Source organism: Streptomyces sp. NPDC003393 (assembly GCF_053589015.1).
On record NZ_JBSFRB010000023.1, the window covers coordinates 47,828 to 68,479 of the forward strand.

The 20,652-nt window shown below is 68.5% G+C and carries 17 protein-coding genes and 2 pseudogenes; 9 read left to right on the forward strand and 10 right to left on the reverse strand.

The window, feature by feature from the left end; genetic code table 11:
* Nucleotides 1–47: 47 nt before the first annotated feature.
* Nucleotides 48–1,526, reverse strand: coding sequence for an LVIVD repeat-containing protein (locus tag ACWDUZ_RS22190; RefSeq protein ID WP_451633523.1), 1,479 nt, complete (start codon nucleotides 1,524–1,526; stop codon nucleotides 48–50).
* A gap of 216 nt (nucleotides 1,527–1,742) precedes the next feature.
* Here ACWDUZ_RS22190 and ACWDUZ_RS22195 point away from each other — a divergent pair, with 216 nt between their 5' ends.
* Both ACWDUZ_RS22195 and solA read left to right on the forward strand, forming a co-directional pair.
* The gene (locus tag ACWDUZ_RS22195; protein WP_451633524.1) at nucleotides 1,743–2,420 is read left to right on the forward strand and encodes a DUF305 domain-containing protein; all 678 of its coding nucleotides are present in this window, start codon (nucleotides 1,743–1,745) and stop codon (nucleotides 2,418–2,420) included.
* 136 nt (nucleotides 2,421–2,556) lie between these two features.
* Nucleotides 2,557–3,705, forward strand: a complete 1,149-nt coding sequence (solA, locus tag ACWDUZ_RS22200; RefSeq protein WP_451633525.1) for an N-methyl-L-tryptophan oxidase — start codon at nucleotides 2,557–2,559, stop codon at nucleotides 3,703–3,705.
* Between the two features lie 298 nt (nucleotides 3,706–4,003).
* On the opposite strand, the gene ACWDUZ_RS22205 is transcribed toward solA, so the two are convergent.
* Together ACWDUZ_RS22205 and ACWDUZ_RS22210 are read right to left on the reverse strand one after the other, a co-directional pair.
* On the reverse strand, nucleotides 4,004–7,111 hold the full coding sequence (locus ACWDUZ_RS22205; RefSeq protein ID WP_451633526.1) for an alpha-N-acetylglucosaminidase: 3,108 nt from the start codon (nucleotides 7,109–7,111) through the stop codon (nucleotides 4,004–4,006).
* 265 nt (nucleotides 7,112–7,376) lie between these two features.
* Nucleotides 7,377–8,138 (reverse strand): sulfite exporter TauE/SafE family protein, encoded by a 762-nt coding sequence (locus ACWDUZ_RS22210; RefSeq protein ID WP_451633527.1) that lies wholly within the window; start codon nucleotides 8,136–8,138, stop codon nucleotides 7,377–7,379.
* Between the two features lie 82 nt (nucleotides 8,139–8,220).
* Between ACWDUZ_RS22210 and ACWDUZ_RS22215 the strand changes: the two genes are divergently transcribed.
* The 3 genes and pseudogenes from ACWDUZ_RS22215 (at nucleotide 8,221) to ACWDUZ_RS22225 (ending at nucleotide 11,885) form a co-directional block, all read left to right on the forward strand.
* Nucleotides 8,221–9,153: a LysR family transcriptional regulator gene (locus tag ACWDUZ_RS22215; protein ID WP_451633528.1), complete on the forward strand. Its 933-nt coding sequence runs from the start codon at nucleotides 8,221–8,223 to the stop codon at nucleotides 9,151–9,153.
* A gap of 435 nt (nucleotides 9,154–9,588) precedes the next feature.
* Nucleotides 9,589–11,224: pseudogene (gene ettA, locus ACWDUZ_RS22220) on the forward strand (energy-dependent translational throttle protein EttA).
* 277 nt (nucleotides 11,225–11,501) lie between these two features.
* The gene (locus ACWDUZ_RS22225) at nucleotides 11,502–11,885 is read left to right on the forward strand and encodes a VOC family protein (protein WP_451633529.1); all 384 of its coding nucleotides are present in this window, start codon (nucleotides 11,502–11,504) and stop codon (nucleotides 11,883–11,885) included.
* Nucleotides 11,886–12,218: 333 nt separating this feature from the next.
* Here the strand turns inward: ACWDUZ_RS22225 and ACWDUZ_RS22230 are convergent, their stop codons facing one another.
* The 3 genes and pseudogenes from ACWDUZ_RS22230 to ACWDUZ_RS22240 all read right to left on the reverse strand — a co-directional run.
* The gene (locus tag ACWDUZ_RS22230; protein WP_451633530.1) at nucleotides 12,219–12,431 is read right to left on the reverse strand and encodes a hypothetical protein; all 213 of its coding nucleotides are present in this window, start codon (nucleotides 12,429–12,431) and stop codon (nucleotides 12,219–12,221) included.
* 380 nt (nucleotides 12,432–12,811) lie between these two features.
* Nucleotides 12,812–13,591, reverse strand: a complete 780-nt coding sequence (locus tag ACWDUZ_RS22235) for a hypothetical protein (protein WP_451633531.1) — start codon at nucleotides 13,589–13,591, stop codon at nucleotides 12,812–12,814.
* Nucleotides 13,592–14,039: 448 nt separating this feature from the next.
* Nucleotides 14,040–14,219: pseudogene (locus ACWDUZ_RS22240) on the reverse strand (alpha/beta fold hydrolase); the annotation flags it as partial.
* A gap of 388 nt (nucleotides 14,220–14,607) precedes the next feature.
* Between ACWDUZ_RS22240 and ACWDUZ_RS22245 the strand changes: the two are divergent.
* The gene (locus tag ACWDUZ_RS22245) at nucleotides 14,608–14,955 is read left to right on the forward strand and encodes a VOC family protein (RefSeq protein WP_451633532.1); all 348 of its coding nucleotides are present in this window, start codon (nucleotides 14,608–14,610) and stop codon (nucleotides 14,953–14,955) included.
* A 91-nt stretch (nucleotides 14,956–15,046) separates the two neighbouring features.
* Here the strand turns inward: ACWDUZ_RS22245 and ACWDUZ_RS22250 are convergent, their stop codons facing one another.
* From ACWDUZ_RS22250 to ACWDUZ_RS22265, 4 genes are all read right to left on the reverse strand, one after another.
* On the reverse strand, nucleotides 15,047–15,604 hold the full coding sequence (locus tag ACWDUZ_RS22250) for a hypothetical protein (protein WP_451633533.1): 558 nt from the start codon (nucleotides 15,602–15,604) through the stop codon (nucleotides 15,047–15,049).
* Nucleotides 15,605–15,702: 98 nt separating this feature from the next.
* Nucleotides 15,703–16,206 carry an NUDIX hydrolase gene (locus ACWDUZ_RS22255; RefSeq protein WP_451633534.1) on the reverse strand — a complete coding sequence of 168 codons (504 nt, stop codon included), beginning with the start codon at nucleotides 16,204–16,206 and terminating at the stop codon, nucleotides 15,703–15,705.
* 82 nt (nucleotides 16,207–16,288) lie between these two features.
* Entirely contained in the window at nucleotides 16,289–16,927 is a 639-nt protein-coding gene (locus tag ACWDUZ_RS22260; protein WP_451633535.1) for an HAD family hydrolase, read from the reverse strand.
* A gap of 276 nt (nucleotides 16,928–17,203) precedes the next feature.
* Nucleotides 17,204–17,920 carry an HAD family hydrolase gene (locus tag ACWDUZ_RS22265; protein WP_451633536.1) on the reverse strand — a complete coding sequence of 239 codons (717 nt, stop codon included), beginning with the start codon at nucleotides 17,918–17,920 and terminating at the stop codon, nucleotides 17,204–17,206.
* Between the two features lie 528 nt (nucleotides 17,921–18,448).
* Here ACWDUZ_RS22265 and ACWDUZ_RS22270 point away from each other — a divergent pair.
* The 3 genes from ACWDUZ_RS22270 to ACWDUZ_RS22280 all read left to right on the forward strand — a co-directional run bounded on the left by ACWDUZ_RS22270 (nucleotide 18,449) and on the right by ACWDUZ_RS22280 (nucleotide 20,603).
* A complete protein-coding gene (locus ACWDUZ_RS22270) occupies nucleotides 18,449–18,997 on the forward strand; it encodes a carboxymuconolactone decarboxylase family protein (RefSeq protein WP_451633537.1) in 549 nt (182 codons plus the stop codon).
* An 80-nt stretch (nucleotides 18,998–19,077) separates the two neighbouring features.
* Nucleotides 19,078–19,959 carry an isocitrate lyase/PEP mutase family protein gene (locus ACWDUZ_RS22275; protein WP_451633538.1) on the forward strand — a complete coding sequence of 294 codons (882 nt, stop codon included), beginning with the start codon at nucleotides 19,078–19,080 and terminating at the stop codon, nucleotides 19,957–19,959.
* A complete protein-coding gene (locus tag ACWDUZ_RS22280) occupies nucleotides 19,956–20,603 on the forward strand; it encodes a nitroreductase family protein (protein WP_451633539.1) in 648 nt (215 codons plus the stop codon). Before ACWDUZ_RS22275 ends, ACWDUZ_RS22280 begins: the two co-directional genes overlap by 4 nt.
* The last annotated feature ends 49 nt before the right edge of the window (nucleotides 20,604–20,652 follow it).

A 20,652-nucleotide genomic window follows, 5' to 3' on the forward strand; every position in this document is an offset into this window, starting at 1 on the left:
GTGGCCGTCCCCGGGTGGCCGGCCCCGGGGGCCGGCCGGGAGGGTGGTCAGTCGAAGTAGTCCGGCTGGGTCTGGACGTTGAGCTCCTTCATCCTGATCCTCTTCGCGGGGTCGGTCCGCTTGTCGGAGATCTTCAGGACGTCGAAGCCCTTGTCGATGTCGTTGGAGTAGATGTAGCCGTTGTAGTAGTACGCCGACCACGAACCGCCGAGCACCAACTGGTCGGCGCTGATCGGACCCCGCTCGAAGTAGGCGATCTCCTTCGGGTGCGAGGAGTTGGTGAAGTCCCAGACGGAGACACCGCCCTGATACCAGGCCTGGACCATGATGTCCTTGCCCTTCACCGGGATCAGCGACCCGTTGTGGGCCACGCAGTTCTCGGTGTCCGCCTGATGGCGCGGGATCTTGTAGTAGCTGCGGAAGACCAGTTTGGCGTGCTCGCCCTTGCCGACGATGTCGTAGATGCCGTCGGCGCCCCGGTTCGGGCCGATCTCGGCGTTGCAGGTGGCCGCGCCGCCGCCGCCGAGCTCGTCGGTGAAGACGACCTTGTCGGCCTTCTGGTTGAAGGTCGCGGAGTGCCAGAAGGCGAAGTTGACGTTGTCCTCGACGCGGTCGATGACCTTCGGGTGCTCCGGGTCCTTGATGGACATCAGGATGCCGTCGCCCATGCAGGCGCCGGCGGCGATGCCCTTGGAGGGCAGGGCGGTGATGTCGTGGCAGCCGGTGGTGGCGCTGCTACCCTGGTCTCCCGGGTTGCCGCCGTCCGGGAAGAGCACGGGGAAGCCGACGACGGCGGCTTTCTCCGGTGCGTTGCGCGGGACCTTGACGACCGAGATGCCGTCGTGCGGCGGCTGGCAGTCGGGGAAGGTCGCGCGCGGCGAGTAGGAGGAGACGTAGATGTAGACGTTCTTGGCCGTGGGCACCAGCGAGTGCGTGTGGGAACCGCAGGCGGTCTCGACGGCGGCGACGTAGCGCGGGTTGGCCTTGTCGCTGATGTCGAAGACCTTCATGCCCTCCCACGAGGACTTCTCGGTCGCGGGCTGCGTGGTGCTGTTGCAGGAGTTGTCGCTGCGCGAGGAGTCGGTGGACAGGAACAGCAGGTCACCGGAGACCGAGACGTCGTTCTGCGAACCGGGGCAGAGCACCTCGGAGACGGTCCTGGGCTTCTTCGGGTTGCTGATGTCGTAGATGCGGAAGCCGTCGTAGTTGCCGGCGAACGCGTACTTGCCCTGGAAGGCGAGGTCGGTGTTGAAGTCCGTCAGGCCCGCCTTCGGCACGTGGGCGACGTGCTTGATGTTGTCCGAGTGGACGATCTCGTCGGGGGCGGGGATCTCCTCGTTCGCGATGGCCGCTCTGACCTCGGCCTCGGTGCTCTCGGACACCGACTTGGACGAGTTCTTGCCGTCTCCCGGTCCGGGGGTGGCCGTCGCCGGAACCGCCGTGAGCAGCGCGGCCAGGAGGCCGGCCGCGGTGGCGGCGACTCCCAGGCGTCTGGGGCGTATTCGGGTCGTATGGCGCAGGGTCACTACGTCCTCCGTGAAGTTCCGTTGAAACGGGAACTGTTCTCCGACCCTTGAAGTATCGTCTGCACCATGCACATATCAATAGGAGGTAACGAGACTGTCAGGAAACGGTCTTGCCCGGTCGTGCGGATCGGCGTGCCGGCACGGGGGAACACGAGCGACGCGCCTGCTCTGCCCCAGGACTGATCGACCTCAACTCATCCGAAGCCGGAGGTTGTTGTGCCCTTCTCCCGCGCACGCCGCACGATCGTCCGCGTCCTCGCCCCGCTGGCGCTCACCGTGCTCGCCGTCGCCGTCACCGGCTGCGACTCCGGATCCGGCGACGACTCCGCGCATGCCGACTCCCGCCCGGCGAACGGCCCGTCGGTGCTCGCGCCGGGCAAGCCGGGAGAGAAGAACAAGGTGCTCTCCGCCGACGAGGCACAGCGGCGGCGGAGACAGGACGACACCCCCAACACGGCCGACATCTCCTACGCGCAGATGATGATCGTCCATCACCGCCAGGCTCTGCAGATGACCCGACTGGCCCCGGACCAGGCACAGTCGGCAAAGGTCAAGCGGCTTGCGGAAAGAATCACCGCCGAACAGGGTCCGGAGATCGAGGCCATGCGCAGCTGGCTGAAGGACGCGCATGCGGAGGAGCAGGCGGGCCACGCGCACGACCACGGGGCCATGCCGGGGATGGCCACCGAGGAGCAGCTCACCGAGCTGCGCGCCGCCCACGGCGAGAAGTTCGACGCGCTCTTCCTCCGACTGATGATCACCCATCACGAGGGCGCTCTGACCATGGCCACAGACGTCAAGGGCGAGGGCAACAACATCCGCATCGAGGAGATGGCCGACGACGTCATCGCCCAGCAGTCCGCCGAGATCAAGCGGATGCGCGCGATGCAATGACGGCGTCCCGCATGCCGGCACTGCCGTGCGGACCCCCTGACTGTCGGCGCCCCGTCACGCATCACGGCCGACGGCCCGTCCTGACCCGATGTGTATGGTGAGCCAGAGGTAAGGGAAGCAGCAGGTAGGGGCAGATATGGACGTGATCGTGGTGGGCCTGGGCGCGATGGGCAGTGCCGCGATCCACCAGCTCGCGCGGCGCGGGGTCGAGGTACTGGGTATCGACCGCCACAGCCCGGCGCACGCCTTCGGCTCCAGCCACGGCGAAAGCAGGATCACCCGTCGGCTGACTCTGGAAGGCGCTGAGTACGCGCCGCTGGCGGTGCGCTCACATGAGTGGTGGCGGCGCATCGAGGCGGAGACCGGCACCTCGGTGCTCACCGCGTGTGGCGTACTGAACCTGGCCGACAGTGCCGCCGATCCGCGGGCGTTCGCCGTGCACGAGCGGGCCGCGACCGCCTACGGCATCGAGTACGAGCTGCTGGACGCTGCGGTGCTGCGGGACCGTTTCCCGCAGTTCCGTGTGGAGGACACCCGCGTGGGCCTGCTGGAGCCGGGTGGTGGTCTCGTCCGCCCCGAGGCCGCGATCAAGGCCCAACTGGAGCTGGCGGAGCGGTACGGTGCGCGGCTGCACCGTGGCGAGCACGTCCTGGCGGTCGAGCCGTCGGCGTCGGCCGTGACCGTGCGCACCGACGTCGGCACGTACACGGCCGACCAGGTCGTGCTGTGCGCGGGCGGGTGGCTGGCCGGCCTGCTCGACGATCCCGGACTCGCTCGCCTCTTCGGCGTCTACCGCCAGGTCCTGCACTGGTTCGGCGTCGAGGACTCCGGGCAGGACTTCTCCCCGGGGCGCTTCCCCACCTTCATCTGGCAGGGAGTGAGCCGCGCCGAGGAGTACTTCTACGGCTTCCCCTCCCTCGACGGCGCGACGATCAAGGTGGCCACCGGACAGCTCGAGCACCGCACCCCCGACCCGGACAGCCTCGATCGCACCGTCGCCGCGGAAGAGGCGGCCGGCTTCCACCAGACCATGATCGGCGGCCGGCTGCCGGGGGTGTCCGTTCGCGCCGCACACTCCCAGGTCTGCATGTACACCGTCACGCCGGACGAGGCGTTCGTCATCGACCGTCTGCCGGGAAGCGAGCGCGTTCTGGTCGCCTCTCCCTGCTCCGGACACGGCTTCAAGCACTCCGCGGCGATCGGCGAGGCGCTCGCCGAACTGGCCACGCAGGGCGCCAGCACCCTCGACCTCGCCCCCTTCGCGTTCGATCGCTTCACCCGGTAGGCCGCCGAGGCAGCGAAAGGTCAGGGCCCCGGCCCGGCCGGGAGGCAACTCGTTCCGGCGACGGTGGCAACCACGGTCCGCCTCCCCGCATCGCGGCGACGTGGCCACCAGTCGGTGCCCTGACCGCAGGCCCGTCCGCGGCACGACCGGGGGAGTGGCCCTGGGCGACGAGTTCGCGGACCACGGTGCCGACGGCCCCACCCGGCTGCGGCGGTCATCCGATCGACGGTGCGGTGGTCACCGGGTCGATGGGCGGCCTTCGACGGTCCAGGGACCCCCTCCGGCCGCCTCAAGCCGCCTACGTGAGCGTCCAGCCGCTGAACTCGACCGTGCCGCGGGCCCCGCTGCCGCCGTTCGCCGCCGTCATGAACAGGCCCACGTCCTGCGCCACCGTCGCACCGGGCACCGACACCGTCGCGACGGTCTGCCACGTGGCCCCGCCGTCCGTGGAGCAGGCACCGGTGTACGCGCCGCCGGCCCGGCTCAGCCGCAGCAGCACAGGTGCCTTGATCCCGGTGATCCGCTTGTAGGTGTCCAGCGTTCCGTCGCCGTTGGTGTCGTACGACAACACCACCCCGTTCGACGGGGTCACCGACAGGTTCAGGAAGCCAGGAGAGCTCGGCACGTCGAGACGGTTGCGGGCCACGATCCCGGCCCGCGCCCACGCGCCCGTCACCGCCTGCGCGTCCACCCGCAGCACGACCGACGAACCGTCCCGGAACGCGCCCTCGCGGTACGCGGTGCCGAACTCCGTCGTGGCCTTCCACAGGTCGGCGCCACCGCCGTCGATCGCGAACCGGTCCGCCAGTTGCCCGATGACGGCCGCGTTGTCGCTGTACGTCCGCCAGCCCTCCGCCAGCGGGCCCACCTCGAACAGCGTGCCCCGGTGCCGGGACGTGACCCGCTTCTCTCCTCGCGGCCCGTAGCACACGTCGATCGTGTACGGCAGCGGGCGCAGCGGCTGGTCCAGCGGCGCGGCCGGTGCGGCCGCCTGCCAGGAGACCGTTCCCTGGCCGGCCGCTGCCACGCGCGGCAGGCTTGTGCCGTGCTCGGGCGCCGCGTCGAGGCCCTTGAGCGTGAAGTCGACACGGCCGGTCGCTCGCAGCCCGTTGATGTTGTGGAAGGTGGCGGCCAGGCGTGCGCGACCACCCGGCGGGAACGAGGACGGCTCGGCCGTCACCGTCACACTGCCCTGGTACGGGGCCCGGGCGAGCACGTCCCGCACCCGCGAGGCCGTCCGGTACGCGTCCCCGCAGGGCCGCAGCCGGTAGTCCTTGCGCTGCCGTGTCCACGATTCCTCGACCGCGAACCAATCGACCGCCTCCGGCTCGCGCCCCGAGGAGAGCGCGTCCTGCAGTTCGTCCAGCCACTTCTGCCAACGCGGCAGGTAGAAGTCACCCATCAGGCCGTGCCACTCGCGGTTGGCGTACTCGTGCAGATTGCCCGCGTCGGCCACGGACCGGTCGCCCCACACCGTGATCAGGACCTTGGCACAGCGCTCGAACTCGGTGCGTTCGGTTTCGCTCGTGCCCATCGTCCGGGCAGCCTGGATCCACGGGCCCAGCAGGAAGTTCGGGTCGGTGCCCGTCACCTCGTCCGACAGCCGCATCAACGTCAGCCACAGCGTGGCGAGCTCCTTGAACGAGGCCCGGTCCTTGCCGTCGTACGCGGCCCGCAGCTGGGGCAGCAGTTGGCGGCTGCGGTTCGCCAGAGCCTGCCGGGCCACGTCGACCAGGTCGTAGCGGTATGCGGAGCTGCGCCTCAAGTCCCCGGCCACAGCCAGCAGTCCGCTCAGCGCGGCGTCGAAGCGGCCCGGATCGAAGGTCAGGGCACGCGGCCCCCAGTAGTTGGCACGGTCGGTGGTGAGGTCGGGGCGAGCGGCAAACAGCGAGTCGTGCGGGTCGGAGTGCTCGACCGCCGTGTGCTGGTACGCCGTCTCGTACAGCGCACGCCAGGCGGCGCGGGCACCATCGTCGCGGCGCCCGTAACGGAACTCGGCGTACCCGGCGAACCAATGAGCGCGGTCCACCTTCTGCTCGGTCCACGCCAGTTCGGACCACAGCTCGAAGGCGGCCGGGTCGCGGTGCGTGGCCTCCGGCATGTAGGCGGTGCCCGCGAGCGCGCTGCCCGGCTTGTCGCGCCAGGCGAAGAACTTCTCGTTCCAGATGTGTGCGCGGGCACCGATCGTGGTGCGCCCGCCGAAGTTGGGGATGGTGCCGATCGCGTACGGGGTGCCGCCCCAGTCCCTCTCACGGTCGGTCACCGACGCGTAGCGGTCGGAGACGCCGTCGACGATCAGCATCTTCTTCTTGTCGACGGCATCTAGCAGCGCCGGCAGCGGGTTCGACTGCCAGCCGAGGATGACCCAGGTGGCGCCCGGCCGGTTCTTCTGCAGGGCCGCCTCCACGCCGCGCGCCGCGCCGTCGATGGGCACGTCGCCGGCGGTGCCGCCCTCGTGCAGCAGATCCATCTTGAAGGCGTCGATCTCCCCGAACAGGTCCCGCTGGTGCCGGTAGAACGACTCGGCGACCCGTGCGAAGGACGTGGTACGTGGATCGAGCCAGTCGGGCCGCTCGAACCCGCTCGACCAGGTGCCCTGCGGAACGACGTGCGCGTCGCCGCCGTTGCGTTCCACGAAGCCCTTGGGGACGTGGCCGTAGTAGCCCGGCAGCACGGGTCTCATCCCCAGCGCCCGCAGCCGGTCCACGATCCTGCGTCCCAACCCCGCGCGCTCGGCGATCAGCTGGGGCGAGAGCGGGCCGCCGTACCCGTACAGGTTCTGCAGCAGCCACCAGGGCTGGTGCGTAGGGGCCGGGAGCCAGGCGCGGGCCTCCGCGTCGCTGTACCCGAAGTCCTGCAGCACGCGGTGGTAGACAGCCTCCGCGCCCGGGGTGATCAGCACCTCGTTGCAGCCGTGCAGCGCGAGAACGTCGATCACGCGCTCCCAGTACGCCCAGTCGGCGAACGGCGCCGTGTAGCCGTCGTTGGTGTCGTTGAGGGCGAACCGGTGGGGCAGCGTCGTCGACCGCTCCAGGGTGCGGCCCGGTGCCGGCAGCGTACGCGGCAGCTCCAACTGGGTGCCGGTCCAGGAGATGTGCGCCCCGCACACGTACTTCAGATACCAGTGGACCCCGGTGAGCAGGACCGCCGGGGTCGTGCCGTGCACCTCGACGCGGCCCCGGGTCCCGAAGACCCGGAAACGGTCGGTGCCGTCGTTCGCGTCGATCAGGTTGAGCCGGAACTGGTCTGCGTGGCGGGGAAGTCGCCTGTCGAGTGCGGCGAGTGCCTCCGCCGTGTCGAAGCGTGTGGCCGAGTGCGCGGCGGGAACGTCCAGGGCGCCCAGTGCCGTGCCGAGCCCGAGGGCGCCTAACGTGCCGATGACCGAGCGTCGCGTCGGTGCGGACATGTGTGTAACCCCCATGCGTCGCGGATGGTGCGGCGCACGCTATCCGGGGGCCTGCTTGTGCTCAACGGTGCGCGCCTGACGGCTGAGACGAACGGCGGCTGATCATGGGCTCGTCCAGGCCCCGCCGGTTGCGACGGCGCGCGTCGGAAAGGGACAGTGCCCGGCGCGGGTGGTGCTGTCGGGGCCCGGCCCGGCCCGTGCCGGCCGATGCGGACTGCGGCACGCTTCCCGAAGCCGGCAGTGATCGCCGCGACTTCCGATGTGGTCAACCGCGAAGGAAGTACAGGACCGTCGTGATCGCGGCGGTCGACAGGAGGATGCCGCGCAGCAGCCGGGCGGGAAGACGACGGGCCAGATGGGCGCCGACGAAGCCACCGGCCACCGCGCCGACCAGCATGGCGGTGAGGAGCAGCGGAGCGCTCAGCGCGTCCGAGGCGGTGAGGAACAGCGCCGTTGCGCTGAGATAGATGGCCGCGAGTTGAGTGACCCGCATCGGGTTGCCGGCCGCGGCGTCGAGGCGGAGGCCGATGGTCCACAGGGCCAGCATCATGATGCCTACGGCTCCGCCGAAGTACCCGCCGTACACGGCCAGGAAGAACTGTCCGATCAGGACGCCTCGTGAGCTCAGGTCGACGGAACGGCCCAGTGCGCTGCTCAACGCCCGGGAGAGGTGGCGTCCGCAGGCGAGGGTCACGGTGGCGAAGGCGAGCAGCCACGGCACCGCGACCTCGAACGACGACGCGGGCAGCACCAGCAGCAGACCGGCACCGACGCCTCCGCCGACCGCACTGACCGCTGTCAGCGCCTTCGTGGAGGTGGCTCCGATGCGCGTGAGCTCGTGCCGGTACACCCACGCACTGGCCACGGCGCCGGGTACGAGGGCGACCCGCGACACCGCATTGGCCGTGACCGGGGGCAGGCCGAAGGCGACGAGAGCGGGCAGGGCGACGAACGTCCCTCCACCCCCCATGGCGTTGAGGACTCCGGCGGCGACACCGGCCAGCAGGACAAGCGGGAACTCGATCACCTGTCGAGCTTCACCGTGGACGAACGCTTCCACAATGCGGAATCCAATAACCCGGCCTAAGGCTGTGCCATAGGCTGGGGCGGTGCGCTATGACCTGGATGACCTGCGTCTGTTCCTCCACATCGTCACCGAGGGGTCGATCACTGCGGGCGCTCAGCGCATGCACCTGAGCCTGCCCTCGGCCAGCGCCAGAGTGCGCTCGCTGGAACACCACGCCGGCGTGGCCCTGCTGATCCGCGGCCGACGGGGCGTGCGGCCGACTCCGGCGGGGACGACCCTGGCCCGCCACGCCCGCGACGTACTCGACCGGACCGCGCGGCTCGAGAGCGCCGTCGCGAGCTACACCCGGTCCCCGACCGCTCCGCTGATCCTGCTGGGCGGCGGCTCCGCGATGCACCGGCTCGTGCCGCAGGCCCTGATCTCGTTCCTCCGCGCCCACCCGGACACCGATGTCACGGTGTCCGAGAGCCGCACCCCGCAGACGGTCCGGATGCTCGCCGACGGCGAGGCGGACCTGGGGGTCGTCCTCGACAACGAGGCCGGAGACTGCGGCCTGCGCATGGAACCCCTGGGCGACGACTCCCTCGTCGTGATCGGCCAGACGGGAGGGATCCTCAGCGGAAGGACCGCGCTCACGTACAGCGAGGTCGCCGAGCACCCTCTCGTCGGCCTCGACGCCGACTCCTCGCTGCGCCGCTGGATCGAGAAGCGCCTCGGGCCGCACGCCCCGGTGGTGCGCTACCGCACCACGGTCGCCGACCTGAATGTCCTGGTCTCCCTTGTCGTCGCCGGCGCCGGGCTCGCCGTCGTACCGCGCCGCGCCATCGATCCCCACCGACGTCTCGACGTCTGCGAACTGCAGGAGCCCTGGGCACGCCGCCACCACCTGCTGGCCTGGGGCATCAAGGACCGGGCGGCGTCGGTGGCGACCGCGGCGCTCGCGGAACACCTGCGCCAGGCGGCGCTGTCCGAGTCTCCCGTCCGCGATCCACGCGGAGCCGATGTCGGCCGGTAGCTTCTCGCACGGGGGCTGATCAACACGGTGCGCAGACGGTGGGTGTCGGCGGTCGCCGGCCGACATCGTCGAGCATGAGGCCGGCGTCCAGGTTTCTGGTCACAGCCGCACTCACCCGGCTCCGGAAAGCGGTCCGCACGAGCTGACCTGCACGCGCATTCTCGGACGGGGCGTGACGACTTCAGGCGCCGACCATCACGATGCCGCCCGGTGACGACAGCATCGCCTGTCCGCCCAGCAGGCGGAGCGAGCCGCTCGCGCCCGTGCACATGACGCGCCGCATGGTGGCGCGCCGGATCTGGGCGAGGGGAGACGGTCTTCTTCTCCGGCTTGGAGTCCACCTCAAATCCACCGGACCGCCCGGGCTCGTGGCAGTTCCGGGCCCTCACGGGAGGCTGAGGCACAGTGGACGTCAGCGCGTTGCACGACGTCGGCATGGTCCACGGCGGGAAAGCCGTCCTCGATGGCGTCACCTTGAGCGTCCGGGCCGGAGCCAAGGTCGGGGTGGTGGGGCCGAACGGCGCGGGGAAGTCGACACTGCTGCGGATCGCAGCGGGCCGGGAGCGGCCGACCAGCGGATCGGTGCACACCGCCGCCGGTGTCGTTGTCGGGTTTCTCGCAGGAGCCCCGGCTGGACGAGGAGGCGACTGTCCGGGAGAACGTCGAGCAGGCGGTGGCCGGCGTACGGGGCATGCTCAGGCGCTACGCCCAGGTCACGGACCGGTTGGGTGAGGCAGGCGACGAGCAGACCGGCCGTCTGCTGGGGGAACTCGGCGCCCTGCAGGAAGCGCTCGACCACCTCGGAGCCTGGGACCTGGACGCACGGCTCGACCAGGCGATGGCCGCGTTGCGCTGCCCGCCGCCCGACGTCCCCGTGCGGCTGCTGTCGGGCGGCGAGCGCCGCAGGGTGGCGCTGTGCAGGCTGCTGCTCTCCCAGCCGGACCTGCTGTTGCTGGACGAACCCACCAACCACCTCGACGCCGAGTCCGTGGCCTGGCTGGAACAGCACCTCATCGCCTTTCCCGGCGCGGTCATGGTGGTCACCCACGACCGGTACTTCCTCGACCACCTCGCGCAGAAGATCGTGGAAGTCGACCGAGGGCACATCCATGCGTACGAAGGCAACTACTCCACGTACCTGGAGACGAAAGCGGCGCGCCTGAGAATCGAGGGACGCAGGGACGCCGAGCTCCACCGGCGCCTGACCGAGGAACTGGCTTGGGCTCGCTCCGGTGCCAGGGGGCGACAGGCGAAGTCTCGGGCGCGTCTGAAAAGCTACGACGCCCTGGTGGCCGAGGCGCAGAAAGCACGCCGCCCCGACTTCGAGGAGATCCAGATTCCGCCCGGCCCCCGCCTGGGCCGCCTGGTCGTCGAGGCAGACGGCCTCACCAAGGGATACGGCGACAGGCTGCTCATCGAGGACCTCTCGTTCACGCTGCCGCGCGGCGGCATCGTGGGTGTCGTCGGCCCCAATGGCGTCGGCAAGACCACTCTGTTCCGGATGATCGCCGGCCAGGAGCGGCCCGACGCGGGCCGACTGCGCATCGGAGAGACCGTACGGATCGCGTACGTCGACCAGGCCCGTACGGGACTGCGCCCGGACCGGACCGTGTGGGAGACGGTGTCGGACGGGATGGACCACATCCGCGTCCCGTGCGGCGACATGCCCTCGCGCGCCTACGTGGCGACCTTCGGTTTCAAGGGACGCGACCAGCAGAAGCCGGTCGGTGTGCTGTCCGGCGGCGAGCAGAGCCGCCTCAACCTCGCACTGTCCCTCAAACAGGGCGGAAACCTGCTGCTGCTCGACGAGCCGACCAACGACCTCGACGTGGAGACCCTGGCCTCGCTGGAGAATGCCCTGCTCGGCTTCCCCGGCTGTGTCATGGTGACCGCCCACGACCGGTGGTTCCTGGATCGCACAGCCACCCACATCCTGGCCTGGGAAGGGGGTGCGGCCTGGTTCTGGTACGAGGGGAACTTCGCCGACTACGAGGCGAACAAGATCGACCGCCTGGGAGCCGAGGCGGCACACCCGCACCACACCACCCACCGACGTCTCGCCCGCCACTGAGCTCACGTCACCGCGACCTGGCGCTGCACATGTAGTGCCCAAGCCGGATCGGGTCCGGGCCGGCCGCCTGGCTTCGGCGGCCAGGGCGCGTGCCGGGTAGCGTGGGAAAAGACTGGAAATTGTGCAGGAATCTCGTACAACGGTCGAAGGCGGAGGGGTCTCCATGGAACGTCCACTTGAATCCGTACCCTCCGGCTCACGGCCTGCGCCGCTTCCGGCTCCTTCGGAGCAGATCGGTACGGAACCAGAGGCGTACGGGCCGCGTCCGGCCTCGGTCGTGCTGTTCGTCCATGACCACGACGCATCGGCGGACTTCTACCGGGACCTGCTGAAGATGGAGGTCACGGTGCGCAACTCCACGGCCGCGCTGCTCGTGGGCCAGGGCGGCTTCCAGGTATACCTTCGCGCTGTGGGCCCGAAAGCGCTGCACCCGGTGGGTCACGTCGGCGCACAGTACGTCGTCTGGACGGCGAACGACCTCGACGACTTCCGACGGTGCGAGCGCGTGCTCAGAGCCCGCTCCGCCCGTGTCGACACACGGCAGGGTGATGGCTTCACGCTCATCGAGGGCCGGGACCCCAGTGGGCTGCCCGTACTGGTGACCTATCCCGGACCCGACGAAGTGGCGCGTCTGGAGATCATCGCTCGTTACTACGTGTGACGTCCCTGACGCGGTGCTCACCGGCTCGGACGCGTTCGTCCGCATCGCCGGCGGCTGGGTGGAGGCGGCGACCACCGTCCACCGCGCTTTCATGCGGAGATCGCCATCACCGGGCCGGACACCCGAAATTCGAAGACCGCTCGGGCACGATCTTGATCGCGGCCTCCCCGGCGCGGTGACGAACCGTCACGACGAGCAGCGGTCCGTACTCGGCCCTCACCTGCCGCTGAGCCCCGCGGTGATCCGCCACCACTATGGGGACGTGACCCAGGGGGTGTTGGAGCGGGAAACATGGTGCCCCGCCTCGCCCTCGTGGGGCGGGGCACCACGGCACTATGCGGCAGCGGCCAGGCTGAACCGTTGCCGTACGTCGTCGATGGCGAGGATGCGGACGGTCACGCGGTCTCCGACCGGCCAGGTCTGCTCGAAGGCGAGCCCGTGGAACCCGTCGATCTCGACGAAGGTGCCGAAGGGGGCCTGGGAGACGGTGATGCCGTCGACCACGTCACCGACGTGGTGGTTGGTGAGGAACTCTTGCCAGCTCATGTCTTTGATCTCCTTGTCGTCACGTTTACGAGCCGCGCGATGCCGGTCTGTCCGGCATGCGGAGGGGGTGAACCGTGACGAGGGAGGCGGGCCACGGGCCCGCGTCCGGATCAAACGCCGGCCGGGTATCCGTTCTGTGTGCGGCGCAAGGCCAACCCGGCAGTCATGGCGTCATCTTAACTCCACCTGAGAGACCTGGGGATCGATTGCAGTGGATCAGGCTGCGTGATCCTCGGTGCGCTTGAACGCACGCGCCGCCCTTGCACGCGGCGCCGGCGCGAACAAGTGCGTGAAGATGAGGTGCGGTGACGGCCCGCCGGCGTTCCGGGTCGGACAACACGATCAATCCTCCCCGTCGGCGGGACGCCCGTCGCACCTGCTCAGCCGCCCGAAATATTCCGTGTCACCGTGCGTGCTTCGGTGAGGGCTCGCTGCCTGAGTTTGCCGCCGAACAACTGAATCGTGGTGGCGGCCAGGATGTCATCCCTGCCGATGGTCCGCCCGTCCCCCCTGCGGGTGGACAGGGCCCCAAGGGAATCCTTGGGAAAGGGGTGTGGAGCCGGTTGACCTGACGTCACCAGGGCGACCGTACCGACACGCTTGACCCCACCCTCGCGGACGACCCTGGCCGCGTCCCGAGCGAGGTCCGTCAGGAACACGCTCGCGATTCCGTCCAGATCGCGCACCATCGCCGGAACGGCCGTCGCCCCCTGGCTCCGCAGCAGCTTCCTGACCCCGGCCTCGAACCTGTGGGCGCCGGCCACAGCACTCGGTCTGCGCGACGTACTGCGCCTACGAGGAGGCACGATGGTGCCCTCGGCGTCGTACAGCACACCGGTCAGGCCTCGAAACGTCGGGCTGTGGTCGTACCACTTGTTCCCCACCTCGAGCTCGACGTTCCGGTCGATCGCCGAGAGGAGGTCACCGGGAATCAGCCTCTTCCGGGACTCCTCCGCCGCCGCTCTCCTCGCACCGTCGATGATCTCCGTCAGCACTGTCCGCGTCACCGACGCGGCAGCCCACGCGGCCGACCGGGAGACGTGCATCCAAGTCACGTCCCTGAACACCGTTTTGACGAGCGAAGGCTTGAACGGCGAGACGTCCATAAGCGAGGCGGTCTCGGAACCGCCGCGCTCGGGGCGTGCGGGCTGTGTGGTCATCGCAAGAAACGCTCCCTGCGTGCGGAGTTGTCGGAGACCCATACTTCACCACGCAGACCCGCTCTCGGCCCCCATCCTCCGGAGAAGCGGAATCCGGTCAAGGGCGGGCACAACCCGACGGAAGGGCCGATGATCAGCCACCGCCCGCACGCCCTCGAACCTGGCACCCTGCGTCCTCCGTCTCGTCGGTGGAGGCGGCAGCAGGCGGCGAGCCGGGCCATGATGCGCTGGACACTCCGACGGTGACGGCCCAGTCGCTGCGAGGAGTCCACTCCCTTACTGAGGCGTCTTCCTGTTCTGAGCCCGTAGCAGCGCAGCTCAGCCGGATGCGAAGTCCAGCAGATCAGCGTTGAACCGCTCGGCGTACTTGGGCACCATGGCCAGCCCGTGAGGCGCTCCGGGATACACCTTGTACACGGCGTCCTTGACCAGTTTGGAACTCTTGTTAACGACCGCCGCCGCGCCGGTCATGGGCAATGGCTCGATACCCGGTGTCGGCCATCAGCTTCAACTGGGGGTCCCATGCATCGGCGGTCAGTGGCCAACCATGGGAGAAGACCACGGGCTGACCTGAGCCCCAATCCTTGTAGAAGATCTCCGTGCCGTCGTTGACGGTAACAAAGGACATGATCTGTTCTTTCAGGCTGTTCCGGGAACTCCGCTCCTCGGCGGGGTTCAGTGCCCGAGCCGGTCGGCGGCCGTCATGCCGCGTGCACCGCAACTGACGCGCGAAAGGAGACGGCAGGACCAGTAGCCCGAGAGGGCCGGAAGGCACGTCGTCCGGCCAGCGTATCCGAACGCGGTGGCCTCAGCGCGTCGAGTGCCCTGGCAGAACAGGGCCGGCGAGCGACAGCCGGAGACAGAGATCACCGGGTCGGACACGGCCAAGGGGATCTGGTCGATGGAGGACCTGCTGACTGTGTTTCCAGGGCTCTCTTCCCATGTGACCATGGTGAACCGTCGGTGCCGCCGCGATAGGGTCACCCGCTGCCCTTCTTTCGTGTGTGGAGTCGTCGATGGCCGTTCGCCGTGTCGTTCCCAATATCCGGTCGGAGGCCGCGCAGGAGAGCCGTGAGTTCTACGGCCTGCTGGGCTTCCAGGAGGTCATGAACCACGGTTGGATCATGACGCTCGCGTCCCCGGCCAGTCCGGCCGCGCAGATCAGTGTCATGACCAGCGACAAGACCGCGCCTGTCGTCCCGGACATGAGTATCGAGGTGGACGACGTGGACGCGGCTTATGCGGTCGTGCGGGCGAGCGGCGCGGAGATCGTTCACCCCTTGCAGGACGAGGAGTGGGGCGTACGGCGGTTCTTCGTCCGCGACCCCAGCGGACGGGTGGTCAACGTGCTGGCTCACCGCTGACCGGTTGAGGCTGCTGTCGAGGATCCAACCGGCCATGGGCGGCCGGGTCTGCACCCCTGCCGTGTCGTGTCATCGAAGCCTGATCACGCCGTCAGGGACGGAGGCCGTATTCGGCGAGCCAGTCGACCAGTTCTCGGCGAGACGTCCGGACGAGGCGTCCGCCGGTGAAGCGAGCGTCCTCGGTCACCTCTGCCACGCACTCGGCAGGTGGCGTGAAAGACTGGGCTTCCTCGTCCGTGGTGAACTCAGCCTCCGCGAGTACCAAGCCCTGCAACGGAGCGTCGAAGACGTCGATGCCCAAGGGCGGCACACTGAGTCGGGTCTTCGCCATGACGTGGGCGGGCAGGGCGGCGAGCACTCTGTACTCGGCGGGCGAAAGGTACGTATTGGTGATCAAGCCCTGGGTAGCGCCAGGCCGCGACACCGGAACCTTCTGGGTGAGCTTGAGCTCGCAGCGGCCGTCCGAGAAGTCGGCACGCCGCAGTCGCAGGCGGGTTCCGATCAGATAGCGGTCGACGATCAGCCGCGAGACAGTCACTGTCGACGGCGCCGGCGGGTCGGCCAGGAGGAACCGTCTCTCCCGCTCGACTCGTGCGTACTTGCCCGGACGCACTGTTCGACCATCGGGCCCACCCGTCTTGTCCCACATGGGGACAGCATCTCAGCAATCCCTTCCTGGCGAGTCTGCCCGAACTTCCCTACGTCGTTCTGAAGGAACGCTGCCCGCGATCCGCGACGACCTGTGTGTCAGGACTTGTCCGAGCGTTCTTCGATGGCTCGTGCGATGAGGTCGTGAATCAAGAACTCCCCGGGTCTGCAGTTCTCTTTGAGGCGGGCGAGGTTGCCGGGATTGAACCAGCCGTAGGCAGAGTGCTTGGACCATTCCAGCGTGGGATGGCCCAAGTCGCCGTCGACCTCGACCAGATAGTCGGCCTCGTGACGGAGTCCACCGCCGTCGTCCCCCGTCCAGGTCGTGGTGCCAAGGAACCGCACTACGTGGGTCAGGCGCCAGCCGGTCTCCTCCGCAACCTCGCGTGCGAGAGCCTCCAGAACCGTTTCCCCGGCCTCGACGTGGCCGCCCACGATGTCCCAGACGCCGGGAAACAGGCGACGGTCCGGGCTCCGCCTTTGGGCGAAGGCCCGGCCGTCCTGGCTGAGGATGACGGCGCCGACCGTCCAGACCTCGCCCGAGGTGGGGCCGGGCACCTCGACGCCGTCGTCGACAGTGAACGACGGAAGGTGTTCGGACATGACCGACAGTGTAGGACGGGTATTTCATGAACCGATATTCGTCCGTAAGATCACGATCTTCGGCCGGAGTGTCGGGCCGACGTCATCCGAGCGGGACGGGCCCTACAGCCCGGGGACCAGCGTCCAGATGGGCTGCGATGCGCGTAATCGTCCGGGCGTTGTCCTCGAACAGATGCGCCTGCATGCCCGTCGCCTGGGCAGCCTCGACATTCACTGCGACATCATCGATGAACAGACAGTCCTCCGGCCGCACTGTGAGGCCGGCGCACGCGGATGCGAAGGCACGCGGGTCCGGCTTCTCGATGCCCGTCTCGTGTGAGTACACGATGTGCTCGACCAGTTCGTCGAAGTGGTACAGCGCCGTCTCCCGCTCCCGGGCGCCGACGAAGCTGTTGCTCAGGATGCCCAGCCTGCAGCTTCCCCGTAGTCCTCGCACATAGGCGATGAGTTCTTCGTTCGGCGATCCCAGGTACTCCGTCCAGAGATCAGCCATGAAGGCTTCGACCTGGGGCGCGTCGAGACGCAAGCGTGCTGCCACCTGTTCGCGCACCTCTGGTTCGCTGATACTCCCGACGCTGCCGGCTTGCCACACGTCGCGCATCCGCTCATGGACAGTGCCGAGCGGCAACCCCAGCCGCTCTTCCCACCGTTGCACCCACCCCGTTTCCGGTGTGATCTCCAGCACGCCACCGATGTCGAGAATGACGCAGGACGCCGTCACTCGAACTCCCCCCTTCGTCCGGCCCGGTTGGCGAGCGCGCACCGCTCGCTCAGGTGATGAACGGAGACACTGTCGGCCTTACCTCCGGGGCAGCGTCAAGTGATCTCGAAACCTTGTGGCATCCCTGTTGCGGGCCGGCGACACGACTCGGCTGCATCGGCAGATGCCTTCACCACTCGTGACGAAGAAAGGCACCGACGAAGGAGCACGTGGTCACGGTTCCACCGGCACACTCAACTTGCCTCGGGCACCACCGGTCGGCCACGCGTTCGTGGGTCAGAGGTGGTCGCGGAGGTCGGTCAGGCGCTCGATGCGGAGGACCGTCTCGTCTGCCGTCGGTGACGGTCCACCGGTGACGAAGTCGATGCCGCGGTCCAGCCAGATGCCGGTCAGCCCGGCGAGGGCGGCTGCTCTCACGTCGCTGCTGAGCATGTCGCCCACGTTGACTGCCTGCGCGGGGTCGGTCTGCATCCGCCGGCAGGCGGCGGCGTAGGCGGCGGGCTTCGCCGCTCCGAGTTCTGTCGGGGTCAGGACGGCTTCGAAGTAATCGAGGAGGCCGAAACGGGCGAGCTTGGCTCGCTGCTGGTCGGGGTCCCCGTTGGTGAGAACGGCAAGACGCGGCGCGCGGGGGAGCCGTTTCAGGGTCTCCAGACATGGCTGCACATCGGGATAGCACCGCCAGGACTTCTCGAACACGGTGAGGTAGCGCTCGGCCATCCAGGCGTCCAGCAGGGCGGGATCGTCGGGAACCGGCTCGCCGAGCTTCGGCAGGAAGGCACGGAGCCTGCGTCGGTGGTGCTCGGCGAAGGAGCACCGACCAGTCAAGTACTCCCGCATGTGCCGCGCCTCCAGCGTCCACCACAGCGTCACCAGTCCCTCCGGTGGAACCGTTGCGTTCGGCGCGGTCCGTATGATCTGGCCGATCGTTTCCAGGACCGCGCTTCGGTGATCGACCAGGGTGCCGTCCAGGTCGAAGAAGATCACATCCGCCATGGGAGGATCATCTCGCAGAGGGCCGCATGGCGTGGCCCCGGATGACCAGGCGGCCGCTGCCTCTTCGTCGGGGCGTTCGCCCCGTTGGTCGGTGGACTGCCGGAACGCGTCAGGCCTGCCATGCGATCACCGCCAGGGCAGGACTCTCCTCGGTCGGGGAAGCAGTGATTGAGCTGTGATGCGCTGACACCGGCGGTGCGGCGAACCCCCTCGTTGTTTCGTGGCGTGGACACCGTCGTGCAGATGGAGTGCGCGGCGTACTTCCCGATGCGGGCCCGCGCGGCCTGCCCCCCGTCGGTGAGCTTGCGAGCCTCCCGTGCTTCCCTCATGAGCTTCATCTTTCACGCGACACCGAGAGTGGGCTTGACAGCCCATTCCGGGACGGTGTTCACTTCAGGAGTGGGCTGAGCGGCCCAAAGAATCCAACGAGGTTCGTTGTCACAACGGGGAGCGGACCTTTGAGGCGGTAAGAACCGACCTGGGCTCGACGCTGACCCCCTGCACGCATTCACCGGAGGCTGATTAGCTATGTCACGACTGACCGTTCCCGCTCCTGACGACATCCCCAGCGAAGCGAAGGGCATCCTGGACACCGTCGGCGCGCAGTTCGGCTTCGTCCCGAACATGTTCGCGACGCTCGCGTCGAACCCGACTGTCCTCGACGTCGTGACGGGCCTGCAGACCTCCTTGAGCCGGGTTCTGGACGCGAAGACGCGGCACACCATCGCGCTCGCGGTGTCGCAGACCAACGGCTGCGACTACTGCCTGGCGATACACACGTACGTGTCGTCCGAACTCGGTGGCATGTCGAGCGACGACATCGACCTCGCCCGCGCCGGCAGCTCGACCGACCCCCGGCGCGCCGCGGTCGCCCGCTTCGCCCAGCAGGTGGTGGAGAGCCGCGGCCAGGTCAGCGACGCCGACCTCGCGGCCGTGCGGGGCGCCGGGTACACGGACGCGCAGATCCTGGCGATCGTCACGGTGGCGGTGCGGGCCCTGCTGACCAACTTCATCAACAATGTGAACCAGACCGACATCGACATCCCCGCTGTCAGCTCGGCCGGTACGACCGGCTGACCGCCGGGACCCCGTCGAGGTCGCACTCGGGGTCGGTAAACCCTCACCGCCCCAGAACGATCACTTTCGGAAGGTTCGACATGCCGGGCTCCGACCTGTATGAGAAATTCATGGCGCTGCACACCCGCGACGGTGGCTTCGTCATGCCGAACGCATGGGACGGGCTCTCGGCGCTGATGCTGGCCGACGCCGGCTTCGAGGCGATCGCGACATCATCGGCGGCACTTGCCGCCACGCTGGGCCGGTCCGACGGGCGTCATGAAGTCGCCCGCGACGAGCACCTCGAGCATGCGCGGCTGCTCGGCCGGCTCACCGGGTTGCCCGTCAACGGAGACTTCGAGGACGGCTACGGCGACACGTCCGACGACGTCGCGGCGACCGTGGAAGCCGCCGTCGCCTCCGGCCTGGCCGGGATCGGGATCGAAGACACCTCGGGCGATCCCGACCAACCGATCCGCGACTTCGACGAGGCAGTCAACCGGATGCGCAGCGCTGTCGACGCGGCCAAAAGGCGCATCGTCGTCACCGGCCGCACCGACAACTTCCTGCAGGGCCGGCCCGATCTCGACGACACCATCCGGCGTCTGACCGCCTTCGCCGAGGTCGGCGCGGATGTGCTCTACGCCCCTTACCCGCCCGACCTCGACGCACTGGCCGCGATCGTCACCGCCGTCGCGCCGACGCCGGTCAACGTCCTCATCTCGCCGGCGGACAAGGTGCTGACCGTCGCTGAACTGCAGGAGGCCGGGGTCAAGCGCATCAGCCTGGGTCCGGCGCTCTACACCCACGCCATGGCTGCACTCCAGCAGGCCACCGAGGCTCTCGTCGCGGGCGACCTCACCGCCGCGACGACAGGCATCGACTTCGAACGCATCAACGACCTGCTCACCCGCGGCACGAACGAGCCCGAATCCTCGCCGGCCGCCGCTCACGTATCGCAACAAGAAGGCAGAACGACATGAACCTCGACAAGCTCATGAGCAAGCACCTCACCAGGTACTTCGACCCCAGCAGGACCATTCCCGAGGAGACCCTGCAGCAGCTGCTGAGGTTCCTGCGCTCCACGCCGTCCTCGGTGAACATACAGCCCAACCACTTCTACGTTCTGGCCACACCCGAGGGCAAGGAGCGGCTCGCCGACAACCTCGGCGAACGCTTCAAGGACAACGCCGAAAAGATCCTGAACGCCTCGCACACCATCATCCTCACCACCCGGGCGGACGTGCCCGACAACCACCTCGAGGCGGTGTTCGCGAAGGAGAGGGCCGACGGCCGGTTCCCCGACCTGTCCAAGCAGGAGCGGTGGGAGTTCATGACCCGGGACTTCCTCAATCTGAGGAACTACGGCTACAAGGACCTCAACCACTGGATGGAGAAGCAGACCTACATGGCGGTGGGCCTGACCATGATGGCGGCCGCCGAGCTCGGTGTCGAGGCCACGCCGCTGGAGGGGTTCGACCCGACCAGTGTCGACAAGGCCTTCAAGATCCGCGAGACCGGACACAGCACGACGGTGCTGCTCGCCCTCGGCTACCCCGACCCGGAAAGGGTCTACACCAGCCCGATCTCGCGATTCAACCCCGACCAGCTGTTCACCTTCCTCTAGAACACCCACCCGGAAAACAACACCACACCACGCAGAGCTGGGTCGGGCA